Consider the following 16887-nt stretch of genomic DNA (forward strand, 5'->3'; position numbering starts at 1 on the left):
CTCGCTTTCTGCATAGAAAAAACAGGCAGAACATACCCGCCTGTCTTTACAAATTTATTCTTCCTGTTCCCCCGGCACTTTCCCGAAAAGCCCTGCGTCTTGAAGTTTACATAAGTTCCCGTTAATGAGATAGAGGTTCCCACCATCTTCCTCCGGGATAAGGTTCATGTTCTCCATTTCCCTTATATCATTACTGGAGAGCCACCCGTTCTGCCGCCCCACCGCATAGCCGCTCATCCGGCTCTGGTAGTCGCCCCGGAGCAGGCCGTCCACGTTCATCTTCACGAAGTATTCTTTCTTCTCCTGCGGGAGAAATAAAGCCCTCTGTATGGACTGCTCCCACCGGATCACCCACGGGTCTAAAGTATATTTCACGAATTCCAGTGACTGCTGCTCGATGTTGGAAAAGCTGCTCTTATCCAAATCCCCTACCATGTGGGGCGGGATGCGGTACAGCCTTGCGATCTCATCTATCTGGAACTTCCGTGTTTCCAGAAACTGCGCTTCCTCCGGGGGAATCCCGATCTGCTGGTACTTCATGCCCTCCTCTAAAACGGCGACCTTCCCAGCATTCTTGGAGCCGCCATAAACAGCGTGCCAGCTCTCCCTTACCTTCGCCGGGTCTTTTAATACCCCCGGATGCTCCAGCACCCCGCCCGGTGTGGCCCCGTTCTCGAAAAAGGACGCCCCGTACTCCTCGCACGCCAGCGTCATGCCCACCGCGTTCTTTGCCATTGCGATAGGCGAATACCCCACCAGCCCGTCAAAGCCAAGACCGGGGATGTGAAGCACATCCTCCGGCTTAAGGCGCACACGCCCATATTCAGAAAAGTTGGGATTCTCATCGGTGTTCCGGGTATAGGTGTAGAAAAGCTGACCATGCTCATCCCGGTCAACCTCCATCTTGTCCGGCAGGAGCGGGTACAAAGATAACACCCTGCCGCTCCCGTCCCGAATGACCTGCGCGTAGGCATTGCCCCATATGAGAAGGTGGCTCATCAGCGTCTCCCGGAACACGAAGGAAGTCATCTCTGGGTTCGGCTCGTCATGGAGTAAATAATAAAGGGGATGGTCATACACACGCTCTTTTCCCGTCTCCGTATAACGGTACACATGGATTGGCAAAGACGCTACCGCCTCCGCCAGTATCCGCACACAGGAATAGACCGCCGTGGTCTGCATGGCGGTACGCTCATTTACATTTTTCCCACTGGTGCTTCTCCCAAAGAAAAAGGAATAAGCCGAACCGCCGTAGCTGTCATTTGGCTTATCCCTCGCACCCCTTGTTCCAAAAATGGATGGCAGTTTCATAGGCACCTCCTAAAAGTTGAAAAAAGCACCTCCGGAGAGATGCCTTTCCACAATATCCCACATCAGACCATTGTTTTAAACATTCCATGCCTGTTACAGTATGCATAGATAATTCCATGCCCTTTTTTCCTGAACCGCACGGATATGCCCTGTTCCGGGTACAGTTTTACAAGGTCCAGGGCATCCGTTGTCACATAGGCAATAAAGGAAATGTAATGCCCTTTCCCCATAGGATGCTGGATTGTTACGGAATGCTCATTATCCACTGTCTCCACACAGATGCAGTGCCCTTCTTCATCCTTTTCCGCTTCCACCTCCGGCAATGTGATCCCGCAGCAGGAAAAAGTTCCGTGTCCCACGGAAGTGATGATGTTCCCGCATACCGGGCATACATAAAAACACATTTTCCGCATGTTGGCTGACTGGTTCCCGTTTTCCCGCAGTTCCCCTGTCAGCAGTTCCGCTATGGACACGCCAAGCGCCCCTGCCAGCTCCTCAATAACACCGATATCCGGGAGCCCTTTTCCTGTCTCCCATTTGGAAACCGCCTTGTCCCCTACTCCGATTTTTTCAGCAAGCTCCTTCTGCGTGAGCTTCCTTTTTTCCCTTAATTCCTTTATTGTCTTTCCTGTTACATAACCCATCCTTAAGCACCTCTCTTCCTGAATATAAATAAATTTTACCGCCCGCTTTCCATTCCTGCAACCTACGGACCGTAGAGTCTGCACCAAAATGCGGTTTGCGTGTCTCCCGCTATAAGCTCAGAATCCCTCTTTCATCGTACACACTGCCCGTGCTGATGCCGCTGTTCCGTATCGCACGGTCTAATCCCATGATCGTGGCCACAGCGCCGTCAATCTTCTCCGTGGATTTTTCCTTGTCCGGCTTGATGTTCCCTGCCGGGTCGGTACGGACGAAGATGTTATCCATCATCCACCGCAGGACGGGATGCCCGCCATGTGCGATGTTCTTCTCCAGCACCAGCTCCATCAGCCGCTTGGTGGGCGGCGACATATCCTTAAAGCCCTGCCCGAAGGGGACCACCGTAAAGCCAAGCCCCTCAAGGTTCTGCACCATCTGCACAGCGCCCCACCTGTCGAATGCAATCTCTTTGATATGGAACTTCCTGCCGAGGTCATCAATGAAATTCTCAATAAAGCCATAGTGGATCACGTTCCCTTCCGTGGTCTGCAAATATCCCTGTCGCTCCCACACGTCATAAGGCACATGGTCACGCCGCACACGCAGGCGCATATTTTCTTCCGGTATCCAGAAGTACGGAAGTAAAATATATTTCTCCGTATCGTTCCGGGGCGGGAATACCAAAACAAAAGCGGTGATGTCAATGGAACTGGATAAATCCAAGCCTCCGTAACATTCCCGCCCCAGCACTTCCCGCTCGTCCACGGGGAAAGCGCAGGCATCCCATTTCTCCATCTGCATCCACCTTGTGGACTGCTTCACCCACTGGTTCAGACGCAACTGCCGGAAGATATTTTCCTCTGCCGGATTGTCTTTGGCACTGAGATAGGCATTCCGCACCTTCTCGATGTCAATGGTATGCCCAAGCGAGGGGTTCGCTTTCCTCCACACATCCTCCGATGACCAGTCCGCATCATCGGATGCGCCATAGATCACAGGGTAAAATGTAGGGTCTATCTTCCTGCCCTGCAGGATGTCCTCCGCTTTCTGGTGCTGCTCGAAACAGACGGAATGTCTGTCCGTCCCGGCTGTAGTTATTAAAAAGAATAACGGCTGCGTCCTGGCATCGCCGGAGCCTTTGGTCATGACATCGAACAGCTCCCGGTTCGGCTGGCTGTGCAGCTCGTCAAAAATAACCGCGTGTACATTTAATCCGTGCTTGGTGTAGGCTTCCGCGGAAAGCACCTGGTAGAAACTGTTGGTGGGTTTATACACCAGCCGCTTTACCGACATGACAGGTTTTATTCTTTTTTTCAGCGCAGGGCACTGCTCCACCATATCCACCGCCACGTCAAAGACGATAGATGCCTGCTGGCGGTCAGAGGCGCAGCCGTAAACCTCCGCGCCCCACTCATTATCGCCGCAGGTCATATACAGGGCGACACCTGCCGCCAGTTCCGATTTCCCGTTCTTTTTGGGAATCTCCACATAGGCAGTGTTGTACTGCCTGTACCCGTTCTCCTTCACTGTACCGAAAACGTCCCGGATGATCGCCTCCTGCCACGGGAGCAGTTCAAAGGGCTGCCCCCGCCATTTGCCTTTGGTATGTTTCAGGCAGCCTATGAAATCCACGGTGCGTTTCGCCTTTTCCTCGTCAAACACTATCCCCCGCCTCCCTTAAAGAGCAAAAGCTCCATTGCATCGCTCTCTTTATCCTCGCCGCCTTCCGCCACGATGCGGCTCCGGGAGGAAGGGGTAAGGCCGAACTGCTCACAGAAACGATTCATGATCTTCAAATAGGTCTGCGCGATGGATACCTGCGGGACCTGCTGCCAGTAGCCGGAAGGGGTCTTCACGATGGTGCCGTGCTGGGTGATGAATTCCTCCGCCTCTTTCCATCTGGCATATGCCTGGCAGTATCCCGCGAATGCCGCCATGTCTATTTCCGTGAGGATGCCCAGCTTCTCCATCTGCCCCGCCATCCGCTTCCACTCTTTCTTTGCCTCGCCCTCCAGCCATGCCGGACAGCGGGGCGCTTTTTTCTCCGGCTTCGGCTCGCCCGTATTAAGGCTGCGCTTGCCGGGATTCCCCTCCAGCGCCTTTACCGCCGTGGGCTTGGGTTTCCTTCCGCTCTGCACTTTTGCCGCCTCCTTCCCTTAAATTTGCGCAGCAGAAAAGGGCTCCGAAAGAAGCCCCTTTCCGCTGCTATGTATTTATCATTTATTCCTGTGCCGGAAGTGCGTCTGCCGCAGCCCTCGCCGCTGTCAGTGCGTTCTCCTCATAAAAATATGGGTCAACGCTGCGGGAAACCTCCGCGCCGTTTTTGTCATGGACGCTGAATCCAAACCCAAGCGCCTCATCATCCCATGCCGTACTCAGTTCATATCCGTTGTAAATTTCCTTCATCGTACTTTCCCTCCTTATGCCCTGCTGAGCGCCCACTGCATTGCGTGGCCGCCGTCCTTAAAAGTTTCATCCGCGATCTCCACAAGGTTCAGCCTGCATTCGATTTCCCCAAGCCCCGTTTCCTCCGGCGTCTCGATGAACTCGTAAATGGCCGCCTCGTACTGCCCTCTCCAGTTCACCATCGTCACCAGCGTCTTTTCCCCGAAGGTAAGCGCGCCGCCGTAGCAGCAGGGGATTTTGTCCTGCAGGTGTTCGATTGTGGTGGTCTGTAAAAAGTTGATCTCATGTTTTTTCATTTGCTTTTTTCCTCCGTTTTCCTTTTGGTAGTACACATGTTACCTCTGAACGCGGGTATTATCCACTCAATTCGGAGGCATAAATGTGACAAAGATAACCGCAGATAATTGTGTACATTATGGCGGAGGGCTTATGCCTCATCCGCCTCCATCCTGATCGCCGGGATTACCGCCCGTTCCATTGTCTGCCAGTCTGTGTAGTTTGCCTTTACCTCGGTAAGCCCCGCCATCCGGAAGCCGTGCTTTTCAAATTCCGCAAGGATCGGGATCAGGCTCGAAAAGGTGCTGCTGATGGTGAATCCGCTGATGCCGTTTTCCTTAAGCGTCCTTGTGATCTCCGGTATATCCCTGTCCCAGATGGTCTCGCCAAAATCAATGCTGTCATTGCCCGCCGTGATGCTGTTGCGGTACGCCCAGAACAGTGTGGGGTTGATCCCCCAATCTTTAAGGCTTCCTGCCTGCTCCGCAATGGCCCTCTCAAAAAGTTCAATCTTTTTCATGGTGTGTGCCCTCCGTTTTTTCGTGTTTTCCCTTTCGGCAATACACATGTTACCTCTGAAAGCGCACATTATCCACTCATATCTGCGCCATAAATGTGACAAAGATATGGGTGGATAACTGTGCATCTTATGGCGGTTTATGAGAAATCCACCATATGTAAGGTCTTGCAGATACGCCTGTATTCCCCGCGCCTTAATGCTTCCCTGCCACTGTGCCGGACCTTCCGGTTCAGGTACTTCTTATTCAGGGAAATGCCGTGGCGCAGTTCGCCCCTCATGCTGTAAGAGCCACTGCCACGCTGCCAGCAGTTGCGCTTTTGGTGTGCATTCCCCGGCATCCGTTCCTGCATTGCCATGTCCATCCACCCCCTTTCTTTCAATATACAAGGGCACTCACGCTTCCCCGCCTGTGGCGGACATCCGACTTTTTGCACCGGAATCCCAGCAGTTCCCGGATTTCCATCTCCACGGCATATTCGGGATTCCCCGGATGGCCTTTGGGCTTCATCTCCCCCGCCAGTATCTTTTCCGCATCCTGCGCCGTAAGGTCAACATACCCCGATGGCGTCATGAAATGGAATTCCTTCCTGCAGGAAACATAGCGCCGGAGCAGCTCCCCCACGGTCACCTCCCCGTCCTCAATTTTCACTGCATAATCTTCCCCGAATATCACCGCAAGGCTGCTCCCGTTCTGCCAGTCAACGTGGATACTGCCGGAATCGTCCACCCCCGTCACCACACCCTGCATTCCGGGCGGCATCTCCCTGTAGGGGTCATCCATCTTTACCAGCTCCACCCTGCACCCTTTGGGGTATTTCTCCCGCAGGGCTTCCAGTTCCTCTTTTTTGATAGCAAGGTTCATTCCGCATATCTCCTTCCGTAGATTCCGGCAGGGAGGGAAGCACCGCCTCCCTGCCCCTGCTGTTTCTTACTGTTCTGTGTCAAAACTCTGGTTGACCTGCTCGATCAGCGCCGCATCCGCCAGAGCCTCTGCCATGTCCGTCCCCGGCTCCCCCGCCGTTTCCTCCGCAGGTGACTGTTCCTGCTGCTTTGCCGCCTCCCGCTCGTTCCGGCGGGCTTCCTGCCACCTCTGCTTGTTTTCCTCGGTGCGGAAAGCGGAATGCCCTTTCAGCTTTTTCATCAGGAGGTCCCGTATCTCTTTCCCCTCTGCGCCGCCGAAGCCCAGGCGCAGGAGCCATATCCTCATGTAGTATTTCTCGTTTTCCTCGATGGTCTCCCTGGGGCTGATGCGTTTCTGCTCCTTTGCCTGCCGCACCATCGCTGCCGTAAGGTGCGTGAATGCCTTTATCATGTCGGGATCGTCCGCCGTGGAAAGGGTGAAGCTGGCGTTCCCGCCCTGAAAGCTGATGCCCCTGCACCCTTCCGCATGGCTCTGGAATGTCTGCAGGAAGGTTTCCGCATCGGGAATCTCCGTGCCGCCCAGCGTCTCCACCAGTTCCGCGGGAACCCGGAAAACCTCTTCCGCAAAGGCGCGGTTTATGAGGTACTGCTTGCTGTGGGTCAGGAAAATCAGGTTCTTAAGCCCCTCCGCCGTCATGCCCTCCACCGGGATGCTGACCGCTGTTTCATCCGCCTCCGGCTGTGGTTCTCCGATGAATCCCTGCTCCGTCAGCCCTGCCGTCACCAGCTCCGCCGTTTTTTCATCCTCGGTCTCCACCGCACCCTTTTTGTCGATGGTGCAGTTTCCGATCTGGTAGGCGCAGGTCGGAACCCCAAGGTACTTTGAAGGCTCTCCCAAAATCCCGCTGACCGCTTTCACTACATCTTTCCTGTTTGCTGCATTCGTCTCAATCCTCATCCTTTTTTCCTCCGTTTTTTAAGCCCTCCGGCTTTGTTTTCCCTTTCGGTATTACATTAATCACTCTGAATGGGGATAAAAGCAACATAAATGTCAGAATAAATGTCACAATAAAAAATCCGGGAACTGTGCATAGTACACAATGCCCGAAAGCACGAAATACACGTTCGGTAAGGCGCAGCCATTCCCCCACATACGGTACTCCGCCGAATCGGAATGGGGGTCTTTCAGCCATTTCCGAATCTGGCTGTCGGATTTTGGCTTACTGGAAGTCCCCATTATTTTACGGTGGGTCTCGAACACCTCCCGCCAGAATGTCATTTCTTCCTCTGTGGGGTTTTCCGTCCCCAACCCGTCACACCACCAGTCCGGGAAACCCTGCAGCCTCGCGCATTCCGTGGGTGTGAGCCTGCGGACGATATAGTCCGGCTCTACTATATGATAATCGCCGCTGAACGCTTCCTGATTGCCCAGCCACTGCTTGGAGCCCATGCTCGCGGAGATCGTACCAAATACATCCTTGCCCGATGCCGTCCGCACGTCATTGATGACGGGCGGGTCCTTATAATCCGTAGCCACCAGCGTGTTTGCCAGTTCCTTTTCCGCCCGCATGAAATAGGAATTCTTGCTGGTGCAGTAGGTGGGGTATGCCACCGCATGATGGTCCGTGGCATTGAGGGTGAAAGAAACATCCTCATTCACGCCGCTGCCCTGCGGCCCGTTCCTGTCATCCCGCCCAATCATGGAGCCCTGCACCGCCACCACCGCAATGCCGCCCTGGTTGCAGGATGGATTATTACAGTTACAGTCAAGTGTCCGTGCGGTCTGTGCCTCATAAAAACCGCTGTGCGGATTGCCGGATTTCATGGCGTTGCTCTCTTTGGAGCAGATGCCGAATGCCTGCACCACAAGCTCATTGCAGCGGCTCTCTCCTATATCGAAAGTATTCAGCGTATTTGCCACTTCCCTATTTTCCCATGTGGGCGCTTCCTCCGCGGAGTGCGGGCGCGTCCCCTTGCAGAAAGGCACGAACACGGTCTGGTCATTGTTGCAGGAAAGGGTGGCCGACTTGTCATCCTGTATCAGCGCGCCTTTCCCTCCATTTCCACCCCCGGCACGGATTTTCAGCGTCTTGGGTGTCGCCGCATCCATGACGAGCGGCACGTTCCCGCCGCCGGTCCCCATCCGGGAAGTCAGCGTCTGCACCATGTTATCCTCGGATACTTTCACCCTGCTGTCCGTGGGATGGTTCTCCAGCGCCACTGCTGCCGGGACCATACCCGCCCGGAGCGTTGGCGAGGTTTCCTCTTCATATCCGATGCCCCGGCTGTCCGCAGAATGCTCCGTGCAGAATCCCGCCGCCTCCATCACACACGGCGGATGGCCGTGGCTCTGCGCCCTTAAGGTACACGCCATTTCATTGTCCACGGAAATATACTGGCCGCCCATGTCATTTAAACAGATGCCGCCTGCCGCTCCAATGCACGGCGCAGCACCTCCGGCAGCTCCTTGCCACGCACGGAAGCCCTGCGCAGAATACCCTGACACGCCCTCGGACTCAAATAATACCTTTCCGGCACACCCGCCTGCAAAATCTGCGACAAGGTAGATGCGTTTCCTACGTTGGGGGACGCCCCACAGGCAGGCATCGAATACCCGCCACGCGATGGAAAACCCGTCTGCCATGACGCATCCGGCATTCGCCCATTTTCCCTTTGGAGGTCCAGGAACATGAATGCCCCCGTCTTTGACGGAGCAGACCGCTTCAAGCACTGCCCTGAAATCCTCCCCATTGTTTGAGGAGAATGCCCCCGGCACGTTCTCCCACACGATAAATCTTGGGTATCTCCCATCTGTCGCACACCTCATTTCCTTTATGATCCTGACTGCCTGAAAGAACAGACTGGACTGCTTCCCGTCAAGCCCCGCCCGTTTGCCCGCAATCGACAAATTTTGACAAGGACTCCCAAATGTTATGATATCCACGGGCTCCACTTTATCCCCGCGGATGCTGTTCACATCGCCATAATGCTTCACAAAGGGCAGTCGCTTTGTGGTCACCCGGATAGGGAACGGCTCAATTTCCGAAGCCCACACCGGGCGGATTCCGGCAAGAAGCCCGCCAAGCTCAAAAGCGCCGGAGCCGGAGAACAGGCTGCCAAGTGTCAAGTTATCTTTTCCCATCTGCCGCCTCCCCCAGCCTCTTTTTCAGGGCATTAAAAAACGCCCTGCCTTTGATGGGCTTCCCGGCTCCCTGCCATTCGTCCTCAAAGTCAAAGCGTATCTCCAGTTCCTCCACGGAATAGTCGGCGCGGAAACTCCGCCACGTCATCTTATCCCATTCTTTTAATTGTTCCCACAGCGCCGGATGGTTATGGTAGAGCTGCCGCAGTTCCGGCAGCGGCTGTAGTGGGCAGCACCAGCACGACACCCTCTTGAACTGCTCATAGAGCCCGTTCCAGTCATACCCGTGGTCATAACAGTATTGCAGGCAGTCCGCCTCCGTCATCCCCCAATCCACAAGGGGATGCACATGGCCGGGCTGCCTGTTCTGTTTCCGTTCCAGACGGTATCCCTCATCGGCGGCAAGGCCGATGTATTCCTTCACATCATATTCCTTCCTGATCTCCCGGAGGAATTTCTCCCGCGGCGTATCTTTCAGCCTTGCCGTACACCACCGCATCCGCGGCCCCGCCCAGCCATACCCTTTGATATCCGGGCCGTACTTCTTAAGCGCCGCGGATTCCGGATTGCGTTTGATATCCGCATAAAACATTAATTCCTCGAAAGATTTCTCCGCCCGGACGTGGGTGATGGGGATTCCTATATCCCTTTCCAGCTTTGCGATATGCTCATACATGGCGGGGAATTCCAGCCCGGTGTCGCAGAATAAAATGCAGTCAATCGGCATCCCCCGCTCGATCATCCCAAGGAGCATGGCCGTGGAATCCTTGCCCCCGGACAGCGCCACTACCCTGTATTCCGGTTTATCCATCGTCCTCACCCCCGTCCAGATCGTCACAGGTGATGCCCGCCAGTTCCGTCAGCACATCCTCGCAGGATGCCACCGCCGCATCCCATCCGCGGCTGAATGATTCCGATGCGTCACACCCGCCAAGATTGTGTATCCTGCGGAATACCTCAACCAATAATTCCCTGTCACTCATTGCCTGCCGCCTCCTTAAAAAACGCTTCGCAGATTGATAACTCTGCAAAGCGTTTACATTTTTCCACTACTCTTTTTCTTATCCAGTCCGCTGGCATTGGTACGTCATTGTATCTGCCATACTCACCAAACATACACTCCATCCCTATATTCCTTGCCTGCACTGCCTCGGTAAATGTCAAATAATATCCAAGATGAATATCATGCTGGCAGACTTTTATCCTTGCCCTGTATTTCCTCCGTGGCGGATAAAAACTCACGCCAGAAACTCCCGATGTGTTGTTTTTCTGCAAAGGCTGGTTACACTGGTTCTGCTGATGGGTACATATTCTCAGATTGCAGAGACGGTTATCAAATGTGTCTAAACTGATATGATCCACCTCATATCCCTGAGGGCATTCCAATAAAAATGAATGCAGCATATCGCCCTTGCAATTTATGATATAGGTACTTCTCGGTTCCCCGCTCCGTTTATTCCGATACCAATTGGTATCTCTAATTTTTTCAAAACATATGCGGTCAAACCAAAATACCGTGCCGTCCGGCAAAGTGCCACAGCCAGTGCCATCTTGAAAAAATTGATAGGCAACGTTACTCATCTATACCCTCCCCTGCCAGTGCAGAGAAAGCAATCCGCTTCCCATCCCTCTCCACGGACACATTCTCCGCAGAGCCGGCCTGCTCGATATAGCGGTTCACGATCACATCCGCAAATTTCTCATCCAGCTCTATGGTGTAGCAGATGCGGTTCGTCTGCTCACAGGCGATCAGCGTGGAGCCGGAGCCGCCGAAGGGGTCCAGTACAATGCAGTTACTCATGCTCGAATTTTTAATGGGATATGCCACCAAGCCTACGGGCTTCATGGTCGGATGCTGTTCGCTTTTTTTCGGGCGGTCAAACTCCCATATGGTGGTCTGCTTCCTGTCGGAATACCAGTTGTGCTTCCCGCCCTTCTTCCATCCGAACAGGCACGGCTCATGCTGCCACTGGTAGGGGCTCCGCCCCAGCACAAGGCTCTGCTTCTTCCAGATGCAGCACCCGGAAAGGTAGAATCCCGCCGCCTTGAATGCGCTGCGGAAATTCAGCCCTTCCGTGTCTGCGTGGAACACATAGATGGATGCGTCCTGCTCCATGTTCTGCTCCATATTTACGAAAGCGGCAAAAAGGAAGTTATAGAACTGCTCATTTTCCATGTGGTCATTCTTGATCTTCCCGGCGCTCCCCTCATAATTTGCATTGTACGGAGGGTCCGTCACCACAAGGTTCGCTTTCGCCCCTGCCATCAGCACATCGTATGTCTCCGGCAGGGTGGAATCGCCTACCACCAACCTGTGCCTGCCAAGCGTCCACACATCACCCAACTTCGCCACGGCGGGCTTTTCCAGCTCCGCGTCTATGTCGAAATCATCTTCCGTGATTTTTTTATCATGGACGGAATTGAATAGCTGCTCGATCTCCGGCGGCTCGAATCCAGTGAAGGACACATCAAAGTCCGAATCCTGCAGGTCGGCGATAAGGTCAGCCAGCAGCTCCTTGTTCCATTCGCCCGTGATCTTATTGAGGGCGATGTTCAGCGCCTTCTCCTTCTGCTTGTCAATGTCAATGACGATGCAGTCGATCTCCTCATAGCCTAAGTCCGTGAGGACTGTGGCTCTCTGGTGTCCTGCCACAATGGTCATGTCTGAGTTGACGATCACCGGCTCCACATAGCCGAACTCCGTGATGGAGTTTCTGATCTTCTCATATTCCCTGTCACCCTTTTTCAGTTTTTTCCTTGGATTGTATGCCGCCGGAATAAGGTCGGCTATTTTCAGACGTCTAAACTCCATTTCAATCCCTCCAGAACCTTGCTTTGATGTAGCAGTCATGGCTGCAATACTTCGGATGCCTGCTGCCATAGAAGGAAAAATCCCTGCCGCAGCATTCACATTTCTTTGTGACAATGGCTTTCCTGTTCCCCTCCTGCGGGTGCGCTTTCCACCACTGCCGTCTACATTTTTCTGAGCAGAACTTCCTCGGCCTGCCGGTCCCCGCCTGTTCGGTTTCCTTCCCGCAGCAGAGGCAGATGCCGTTCTGCACCTCCCGCTCCTTAAGGTTCTTCACGGTTGCCGCCACATAGCCGCCCATCCCTTTTGCCTTGCAGTGGTTGCGGACGATGTCGCGGGAAAGCCCCAGCGCCTCCGCAATGGCACGGTAGCCCATGCCCTTTAGGCGCATTTCCTTCACCTGCGCCGCCTCAAAATCGGTCATTTTCCCTCCACCTCCATCAAAAAAAGGCCAAAAACCAGCGTTTTTTGATGGTTTTTAAGCCCAAAAACATGGGTTTTTCGGTACTTTCACGCAAAACTAAAGTGCCTGAAAGCCTTGAAAAATCAATGTTTATGTAAGATTTTGGGGCGATTTCCTATCCCCCCTGTGCGAATTTGCGAAAACGCGCGTCTGAGGGGGCGGCGGTCAGAATTTTGTCGGATTACAGAGATTGAAGCCGCCCCTCCCCGGTCAGATTTCCACGGGAAATGTCATGCTTTGTCGGAGCATGGCAGAAAAAGAACCATCACGGAAACCTCAGTAATGGAACACCTGATAGCGGTCTTCCGTCATGGTTTTATGGTCATGGCAGCCCTTACAAAGAGGCTGCCAGTTGCCCTCATCCCAGAACAGCTCCGCATCCCCTCTGTGGGGAATGATGTGGTCAACCACCGTTGCCTTTACCAGCCGTCCCTTCTTCCGGCACTCTGTGCAGAGGGGATGTGCTTTCAGGAAACGTGTCCGGGCTTTCCTCCATCGGCTGTCGTACCCACGGACGGAGGCGCTTGCCCTGTCGGCGGAATGCACCGCCGCGTGTTCCTCGCAGTACATCCCGTCCGTCAGCTTGGGACAGCCCGGATGCTTGCATGGTTTCTTCGGTCTCATCGGCATGGATGCACGCCTCCTTCCTGTCTATTCCTCCGGCAGCCTGCCGCACAGCGACTTGTAAGTCCGTGCCAGCATCCCGCCCCACTGTTCACACTGCTCCGACACGGCCTTAAGCTGCTCCGCCAGCGTGTGCATATGGAACCGCGGCTCGTAGTTGTCAAGCCTCTCATTGATGTCGGCCAGTTCGAACTTTGCGTGAAGCTCCTCCGCCATCACCGCGTTCATGCACTCAAGGTTCTCCACCAGCGTCCCCAGGATTAGCTCCTCCAGCTCTGCCGCCGTATGGAATGTCTCGAACACCTCGAAGCACCCGTGCTTTCTGTCGTACACATAAAAGAAATGTGTGCCGCTCCTGCCGAGTGCGATGTCCGCATCATGCTCCATAAAATAATCCTGGTATCTTTCAGCCATCTTCATGGCTTCCTCCCATCCTTCCGGCATATGCCAATACCTCCCTTCTTCCTTTGGTGCTGGCATATTAACTCTGAATCCCGCTTATTGCAAGCTGATTTTCCATACATTCTCCTGCCGTGGAAAAAGGTGTCAGAGTGCTTATAACACCGCCGCTTTCTTTGTCACTTCCTCGTATTGGCTGTCCGCCCTTCCTGGTTTAAACTGTCAGCGGAAAGGGGGTGACAGGCCATGACGGACAGGGAATTTCTCACGCAGGCCATCATAGAACGGATGGATTTTGTATTCCAAAGGGACCGCAAAGAGTCACTACAGGAAGAAAAGGCTGCGCGGCTGGAAACGGAAAAGCAGTTCCGGCGCATCCTTGACAGCCTCCCGGAAGAAGAACGGGAGCTGCTTAAGGGGATGCAGTCGGAGGCGTTCCGTTTATCTGCCCGCGACAGCGAATTCTATTACAGGGAGGGCCTCAAAGACGGTTTCTCGCTGTACCGCTTCGTAGCCGGGGGATAATGCCGGAGGGCGGCAGAGCCACTCCGTCCTGCCGCCCAAAAATATCACCACTTCCTCACGCCGCCGTAGTATTTGTCGGCGATTGCCTCCTGCTGGTACTCCGGCAGGCTCCGCAGACGCTCATTCACCTTTTCAAGCGACTGCGCCTGTTCCTCATGGGTCTTATGGAAGTGACAGGTCTCGCCCTCACACTTCCCCACGCCAAGTATGGTGCAGTTCCCATTCTCATTCATGGCAAAACAATCCATCAGCTTCTCCTTTCCACCCTTTCCGCAAAAGAAAAGGCAGCGGTGAAAGGATAAAGCCCGCTGCCCTGTTCGGAGACACGAAAAAAGCCCCGTGGATTCTTCCACAAGGCTCCTTACACTTCTCCGCAGTTTGATACTACCATAAAAATTTTGAAAAAACAATTCCGATATAGTCTACATTTAGTTTCACGTTAGTATCACCTAACTAAGCAGATATTCCATATCGACTTCATCCCGGAACTCATACATCTGGTTCATCTCCCTTGCCGCCTTTTTCCGGTAGCGCCCCACAGTGCTGTAGCTGATGCAGTATTTCCCCATAAGGTCATTCCAGTTCATCTGCTCCATGACCATGTCCCTTACGAATTCCGGCAACCTGCCGCTCAACTGTGTTGTCAGGAAGCCAAAAAAATCTATTTCTTCTTTGAGGTAAAGGTAACGCCTGAAAAGTTCATCAAAATACTCATCATCCAGCCTGTCCGCCACCCTTCTGTAATATGCCGCCGCTTTCCCGGTCTTATCGGAAACCATGCTCTCCTGCACCCGTTCCCCCTGTGGTTTGGAAAAGTTCATGCTCTCAATGACATCTTCTTTCCGGATACCCTGAAAATCTTTTATCTTAAATTCCAGCACCGTCATTTCCTGCCTCATTTTCGTATAATTTTTAAACATTTCCTCTGCTTTCATTTCCCTTCACCTCCGATCCTCGCTTTTACCGCATCCACCAATGCTGACTGCCCGCAGTCCTTTTTCTCCAGTGCCGCCATCACCCTCTCATCTAGTGTGCCTTTGGAGATCAGGTGATGTATCACCACCGTCTCCTCCTGCCCCTGCCGCCACAGCCTTGCGTTCATCTGCTGATATAATTCCAATGACCATGTCAGCCCGAACCACACCAGCGTGGAGCCGCCCGCCTGCAGGTTCAGCCCGTGTCCGGCTGACGCGGGATGGATCGCCGCCACCGGGATTTCCCCGGCATTCCACTTCCGCATATCTCCCGCCGCGTCCAGCTCCACAGCCCCGGTACGCTCCATGATTCTCTGTAAATCATGCTTATACCAGTAGGCGATCAGCACCGGCTTCCCATTCGCCGCCTCGATCAGATCCTCTAAGGCTTCCAGCTTGCGGTCATGGATGTGTTTCACGTTCCCGTTCTCATCGTAGACCGCGCCGTCCGCCATCTGTAAAAGTTTGTTGGCTAATGCCGCCGCATTCACCGCGTCAATGTCCCCGTCCGAAAAGGGAAGGAGCATATCCCGCTCCAACTGCTCATATAACGCCATCTCCTTTTCACTCAGGGAAACCTCAACACGGTTATAGACGCATTCAGGCATATCCAGATAGTCCACGGCCTTCATGCTGATGCAGATGTCGGAGATCAGTTCATAGATCATATCCTCCGCGCCCTCCCTGGGCTTATAAGAATACACCATCTCACGGTTTCTTTTGTCCGGCACGAAGAACCGCTCACGGTAGCCGCCGATGAACCGCCCAAGCCTCTGCCCCATGTCGAGGATGCCGATTTCAGCCCATAAGTCTATCAGACCGTTGGGAGCGGGCGTCCCGGTCAGCCCCACGATGCGCCGTACCATCGGGCGCACCTTTTTAAGCGCCTTGAACCGCTTCGCCTTATGGGACTTGAAGGAGGACAGCTCATCGATTACCACCATATCGAAATCAAAGGGGCTGCCGCTCTCATTGACAAGCCACTCCACGTTTTCCCTGTTGATGACGTACACCTGCGCTTTCCTGTTAAGTGCGGCTATGCGCTCTTTCTCAGAACCAAGCACCGCCGACATCCCAATCCCGGAAAGATGCTCCCATTTTTCCAGTTCGGAAGGCCAAGTCATGTAGCAGACCCGTAATGGTGCAATAATCAATATTTTTCGGATGTCAAAGTAATCAAACAATAACTCCCATATGGCGCTCAGCGTGATCACCGTTTTGCCAAGACCACAGTCCAAGAACAATGCGCTCACTTTATGGCTTATGATAAATTCCTTTGCATACTCCTGATAATCATGTGGCACATATCTCATCCAGCACACCTCCTATCTGCTCCGCGCCGTCAACCACATAGACGGGAAAACCTAAACCCTTAAGCTGCTCCATCCGTTTTCTCTGTAACGGCCTCGGCTTTTTCCCCGGAGCCTTTAATTCCACAAATGCGATTTTCCTGCCCGGCAGCAATACGATTCTGTCCGGCACCCCAGCCAGACCGGGGGAAACGAATTTCACCGCCATGCCTCCCATCTTTTTCACCGACACGGCTAACCGCCGCTCTATCTCATTTTCCCTCATCCGCCACCGCCTTTTCATAATCCCGCCAGCACCTCTTGAACAGGGCGATGCACTCATCGCAGGCGAACATCCCATGCAGATAGTCCAGTATCCTCTCCCTGTCCCCGTCTTTGGGGAATCCCGCCTCCTCATGCTTCATGTCTCCCGCAAGGTCGCCCCTCGGCGTATCCTTCCCGTAATATTTTCCAATCATCCAGTCATAAAAATTCATACCGTTCTGCCTCCTTTTCTGTTCCGAAGTTCCGAAAAATCCCTATTGCGCGTGGATGGGCGTTTTCACCCGTCCTACTATCTTCTTTTTACCTATTCCATTTATTAGATATATTTCAGGAACATTGGAACACGCCCCTCTGTTCCAGT

At 53.7% G+C, this 16887-nt stretch carries 24 protein-coding genes and 1 pseudogene; 1 reads left to right on the forward strand and 24 read right to left on the reverse strand.

From position 1 onward, the window contains the following. Positions 1–54: 54 nt before the first annotated feature. From NFS35_RS24495 to NFS35_RS24580, 19 genes and pseudogenes are all read right to left on the reverse strand, one after another. Positions 55–1311, reverse strand: coding sequence for a phage portal protein (locus NFS35_RS24495; RefSeq protein ID WP_251209683.1), 1257 nt, complete (start codon positions 1309–1311; stop codon positions 55–57). Between the two features lie 62 nt (positions 1312–1373). Beyond that, complete coding sequence (locus NFS35_RS24500; RefSeq protein ID WP_251209684.1) at positions 1374–1955, reverse strand: helix-turn-helix domain-containing protein; 582 nt, start codon at positions 1953–1955, stop codon at positions 1374–1376. A gap of 109 nt (positions 1956–2064) precedes the next feature. Continuing rightward, positions 2065–3615 (reverse strand): terminase large subunit, encoded by a 1551-nt coding sequence (locus tag NFS35_RS24505; protein WP_251209685.1) that lies wholly within the window; start codon positions 3613–3615, stop codon positions 2065–2067. Further along, positions 3615–4091: a phage terminase small subunit P27 family gene (locus tag NFS35_RS24510; protein ID WP_016229197.1), complete on the reverse strand. Its 477-nt coding sequence runs from the start codon at positions 4089–4091 to the stop codon at positions 3615–3617. Before NFS35_RS24510 ends, NFS35_RS24505 begins: the two co-directional genes overlap by 1 nt. A gap of 82 nt (positions 4092–4173) precedes the next feature. Beyond that, positions 4174–4359 carry a hypothetical protein gene (locus tag NFS35_RS24515; RefSeq protein WP_251209686.1) on the reverse strand — a complete coding sequence of 62 codons (186 nt, stop codon included), beginning with the start codon at positions 4357–4359 and terminating at the stop codon, positions 4174–4176. Between the two features lie 14 nt (positions 4360–4373). Next, on the reverse strand, positions 4374–4655 hold the full coding sequence (locus NFS35_RS24520; RefSeq protein ID WP_172551421.1) for an Nmad4 family putative nucleotide modification protein: 282 nt from the start codon (positions 4653–4655) through the stop codon (positions 4374–4376). Between the two features lie 131 nt (positions 4656–4786). Then, a complete protein-coding gene (locus NFS35_RS24525; protein WP_251209687.1) occupies positions 4787–5155 on the reverse strand; it encodes a DUF7698 family protein in 369 nt (122 codons plus the stop codon). Positions 5156–5292: 137 nt separating this feature from the next. Then, positions 5293–5511 (reverse strand): hypothetical protein, encoded by a 219-nt coding sequence (locus NFS35_RS24530; RefSeq protein WP_251209688.1) that lies wholly within the window; start codon positions 5509–5511, stop codon positions 5293–5295. A 20-nt stretch (positions 5512–5531) separates the two neighbouring features. Further along, the gene (locus tag NFS35_RS29785; protein ID WP_334303566.1) at positions 5532–6017 is read right to left on the reverse strand and encodes a DUF4314 domain-containing protein; all 486 of its coding nucleotides are present in this window, start codon (positions 6015–6017) and stop codon (positions 5532–5534) included. A gap of 66 nt (positions 6018–6083) precedes the next feature. Continuing rightward, entirely contained in the window at positions 6084–6974 is an 891-nt protein-coding gene (locus tag NFS35_RS24540) for a hypothetical protein (RefSeq protein ID WP_251209689.1), read from the reverse strand. Between the two features lie 105 nt (positions 6975–7079). Beyond that, positions 7080–9158: a DNA cytosine methyltransferase gene (locus NFS35_RS24545; RefSeq protein ID WP_251209690.1), complete on the reverse strand. Its 2079-nt coding sequence runs from the start codon at positions 9156–9158 to the stop codon at positions 7080–7082. Then, on the reverse strand, positions 9145–9969 hold the full coding sequence (locus tag NFS35_RS24550; protein ID WP_251209691.1) for a phosphoadenosine phosphosulfate reductase domain-containing protein: 825 nt from the start codon (positions 9967–9969) through the stop codon (positions 9145–9147). The genes NFS35_RS24545 and NFS35_RS24550 overlap by 14 nt, the downstream gene beginning before the upstream one ends. Continuing rightward, positions 9962–10141: a hypothetical protein gene (locus NFS35_RS24555; protein WP_251209692.1), complete on the reverse strand. Its 180-nt coding sequence runs from the start codon at positions 10139–10141 to the stop codon at positions 9962–9964. Before NFS35_RS24555 ends, NFS35_RS24550 begins: the two co-directional genes overlap by 8 nt. Next, on the reverse strand, positions 10134–10400 hold the full coding sequence (locus tag NFS35_RS24560) for a hypothetical protein (protein ID WP_251209693.1): 267 nt from the start codon (positions 10398–10400) through the stop codon (positions 10134–10136). The genes NFS35_RS24555 and NFS35_RS24560 overlap by 8 nt, the downstream gene beginning before the upstream one ends. 57 nt (positions 10401–10457) lie before the next feature. Next, positions 10458–10739 (reverse strand): annotated as a pseudogene (locus tag NFS35_RS29990) (HNH endonuclease); the annotation flags it as partial. Next, entirely contained in the window at positions 10732–11970 is a 1239-nt protein-coding gene (locus NFS35_RS24565; RefSeq protein WP_251209694.1) for a site-specific DNA-methyltransferase, read from the reverse strand. The pseudogene NFS35_RS29990 and the gene NFS35_RS24565, both read right to left, overlap by 8 nt. Before the next feature lies 1 nt (position 11971). Next, a complete protein-coding gene (locus NFS35_RS24570) occupies positions 11972–12391 on the reverse strand; it encodes an RNA polymerase subunit sigma-70 (protein ID WP_251209695.1) in 420 nt (139 codons plus the stop codon). Positions 12392–12706: 315 nt separating this feature from the next. Continuing rightward, a complete protein-coding gene (locus NFS35_RS24575) occupies positions 12707–13060 on the reverse strand; it encodes an HNH endonuclease (protein WP_251209696.1) in 354 nt (117 codons plus the stop codon). A gap of 21 nt (positions 13061–13081) precedes the next feature. Then, entirely contained in the window at positions 13082–13498 is a 417-nt protein-coding gene (locus NFS35_RS24580; RefSeq protein WP_251209697.1) for a hypothetical protein, read from the reverse strand. Between the two features lie 201 nt (positions 13499–13699). Between NFS35_RS24580 and NFS35_RS24585 the strand changes: the two genes are divergently transcribed. Continuing rightward, a complete protein-coding gene (locus tag NFS35_RS24585) occupies positions 13700–13978 on the forward strand; it encodes a hypothetical protein (protein WP_251209698.1) in 279 nt (92 codons plus the stop codon). 44 nt (positions 13979–14022) lie between these two features. Here the strand turns inward: NFS35_RS24585 and NFS35_RS24590 are convergent, their stop codons facing one another. The 5 genes from NFS35_RS24590 to NFS35_RS24610 all read right to left on the reverse strand — a co-directional run bounded on the left by NFS35_RS24590 (position 14023) and on the right by NFS35_RS24610 (position 16738). Next, positions 14023–14226, reverse strand: a complete 204-nt coding sequence (locus NFS35_RS24590; protein WP_251209699.1) for a hypothetical protein — start codon at positions 14224–14226, stop codon at positions 14023–14025. A 201-nt stretch (positions 14227–14427) separates the two neighbouring features. Continuing rightward, positions 14428–14913, reverse strand: a complete 486-nt coding sequence (locus NFS35_RS24595) for a hypothetical protein (RefSeq protein WP_251209700.1) — start codon at positions 14911–14913, stop codon at positions 14428–14430. Beyond that, positions 14910–16265: a DEAD/DEAH box helicase gene (locus tag NFS35_RS24600; protein WP_251209701.1), complete on the reverse strand. Its 1356-nt coding sequence runs from the start codon at positions 16263–16265 to the stop codon at positions 14910–14912. The genes NFS35_RS24595 and NFS35_RS24600 overlap by 4 nt, the downstream gene beginning before the upstream one ends. Continuing rightward, a complete protein-coding gene (locus NFS35_RS24605) occupies positions 16246–16527 on the reverse strand; it encodes a VRR-NUC domain-containing protein (protein WP_251209702.1) in 282 nt (93 codons plus the stop codon). Before NFS35_RS24605 ends, NFS35_RS24600 begins: the two co-directional genes overlap by 20 nt. Beyond that, entirely contained in the window at positions 16514–16738 is a 225-nt protein-coding gene (locus NFS35_RS24610; protein WP_172546667.1) for a YozE family protein, read from the reverse strand. The genes NFS35_RS24605 and NFS35_RS24610 overlap by 14 nt, the downstream gene beginning before the upstream one ends. Positions 16739–16887: the final 149 nt, after the last annotated feature.

The sequence above is a fragment of the Acetatifactor aquisgranensis genome (genome assembly GCF_943193215.1).
GTDB lineage: Bacteria > Bacillota > Clostridia > Lachnospirales > Lachnospiraceae > Acetatifactor > Acetatifactor aquisgranensis.

Bases quoted from the DNA above. Each gene is read 5' to 3' on its own strand.
- NFS35_RS24575 (WP_251209696.1), bottom strand. From the start codon at position 13,060: ATGCCGATGAGACCGAAGAAACCATGCAAGCATCCGGGCTGTCCCAAG.
- NFS35_RS24555 (WP_251209692.1), bottom strand. From the start codon at position 10,141: ATGAGTGACAGGGAATTATTGGTTGAGGTATTCCGCAGGATACACAAT.
- NFS35_RS24525 (WP_251209687.1), bottom strand. From the start codon at position 5,155: ATGAAAAAGATTGAACTTTTTGAGAGGGCCATTGCGGAGCAGGCAGGA.
- NFS35_RS24540 (WP_251209689.1), bottom strand. From the start codon at position 6,974: ATGAGGATTGAGACGAATGCAGCAAACAGGAAAGATGTAGTGAAAGCG.
- NFS35_RS29785 (WP_334303566.1), bottom strand. From the start codon at position 6,017: ATGAACCTTGCTATCAAAAAAGAGGAACTGGAAGCCCTGCGGGAGAAA.
- NFS35_RS24515 (WP_251209686.1), bottom strand. From the start codon at position 4,359: ATGAAGGAAATTTACAACGGATATGAACTGAGTACGGCATGGGATGAT.
- NFS35_RS24585 (WP_251209698.1), top strand. From the start codon at position 13,700: ATGACGGACAGGGAATTTCTCACGCAGGCCATCATAGAACGGATGGAT.
- NFS35_RS24570 (WP_251209695.1), bottom strand. From the start codon at position 12,391: ATGACCGATTTTGAGGCGGCGCAGGTGAAGGAAATGCGCCTAAAGGGC.
- NFS35_RS24520 (WP_172551421.1), bottom strand. From the start codon at position 4,655: ATGAAAAAACATGAGATCAACTTTTTACAGACCACCACAATCGAACAC.
- NFS35_RS24580 (WP_251209697.1), bottom strand. From the start codon at position 13,498: ATGCCGGAAGGATGGGAGGAAGCCATGAAGATGGCTGAAAGATACCAG.
- NFS35_RS24530 (WP_251209688.1), bottom strand. From the start codon at position 5,511: ATGGCAATGCAGGAACGGATGCCGGGGAATGCACACCAAAAGCGCAAC.
- NFS35_RS24545 (WP_251209690.1), bottom strand. From the start codon at position 9,158: ATGGGAAAAGATAACTTGACACTTGGCAGCCTGTTCTCCGGCTCCGGC.
- NFS35_RS24495 (WP_251209683.1), bottom strand. From the start codon at position 1,311: ATGAAACTGCCATCCATTTTTGGAACAAGGGGTGCGAGGGATAAGCCA.
- NFS35_RS24550 (WP_251209691.1), bottom strand. From the start codon at position 9,969: ATGGATAAACCGGAATACAGGGTAGTGGCGCTGTCCGGGGGCAAGGAT.
- NFS35_RS24500 (WP_251209684.1), bottom strand. From the start codon at position 1,955: ATGGGTTATGTAACAGGAAAGACAATAAAGGAATTAAGGGAAAAAAGG.
- NFS35_RS24605 (WP_251209702.1), bottom strand. From the start codon at position 16,527: ATGAGGGAAAATGAGATAGAGCGGCGGTTAGCCGTGTCGGTGAAAAAG.
- NFS35_RS24595 (WP_251209700.1), bottom strand. From the start codon at position 14,913: ATGAAAGCAGAGGAAATGTTTAAAAATTATACGAAAATGAGGCAGGAA.
- NFS35_RS24600 (WP_251209701.1), bottom strand. From the start codon at position 16,265: ATGAGATATGTGCCACATGATTATCAGGAGTATGCAAAGGAATTTATC.
- NFS35_RS24565 (WP_251209694.1), bottom strand. From the start codon at position 11,970: ATGGAGTTTAGACGTCTGAAAATAGCCGACCTTATTCCGGCGGCATAC.
- NFS35_RS24610 (WP_172546667.1), bottom strand. From the start codon at position 16,738: ATGAATTTTTATGACTGGATGATTGGAAAATATTACGGGAAGGATACG.
- NFS35_RS24590 (WP_251209699.1), bottom strand. From the start codon at position 14,226: ATGGATTGTTTTGCCATGAATGAGAATGGGAACTGCACCATACTTGGC.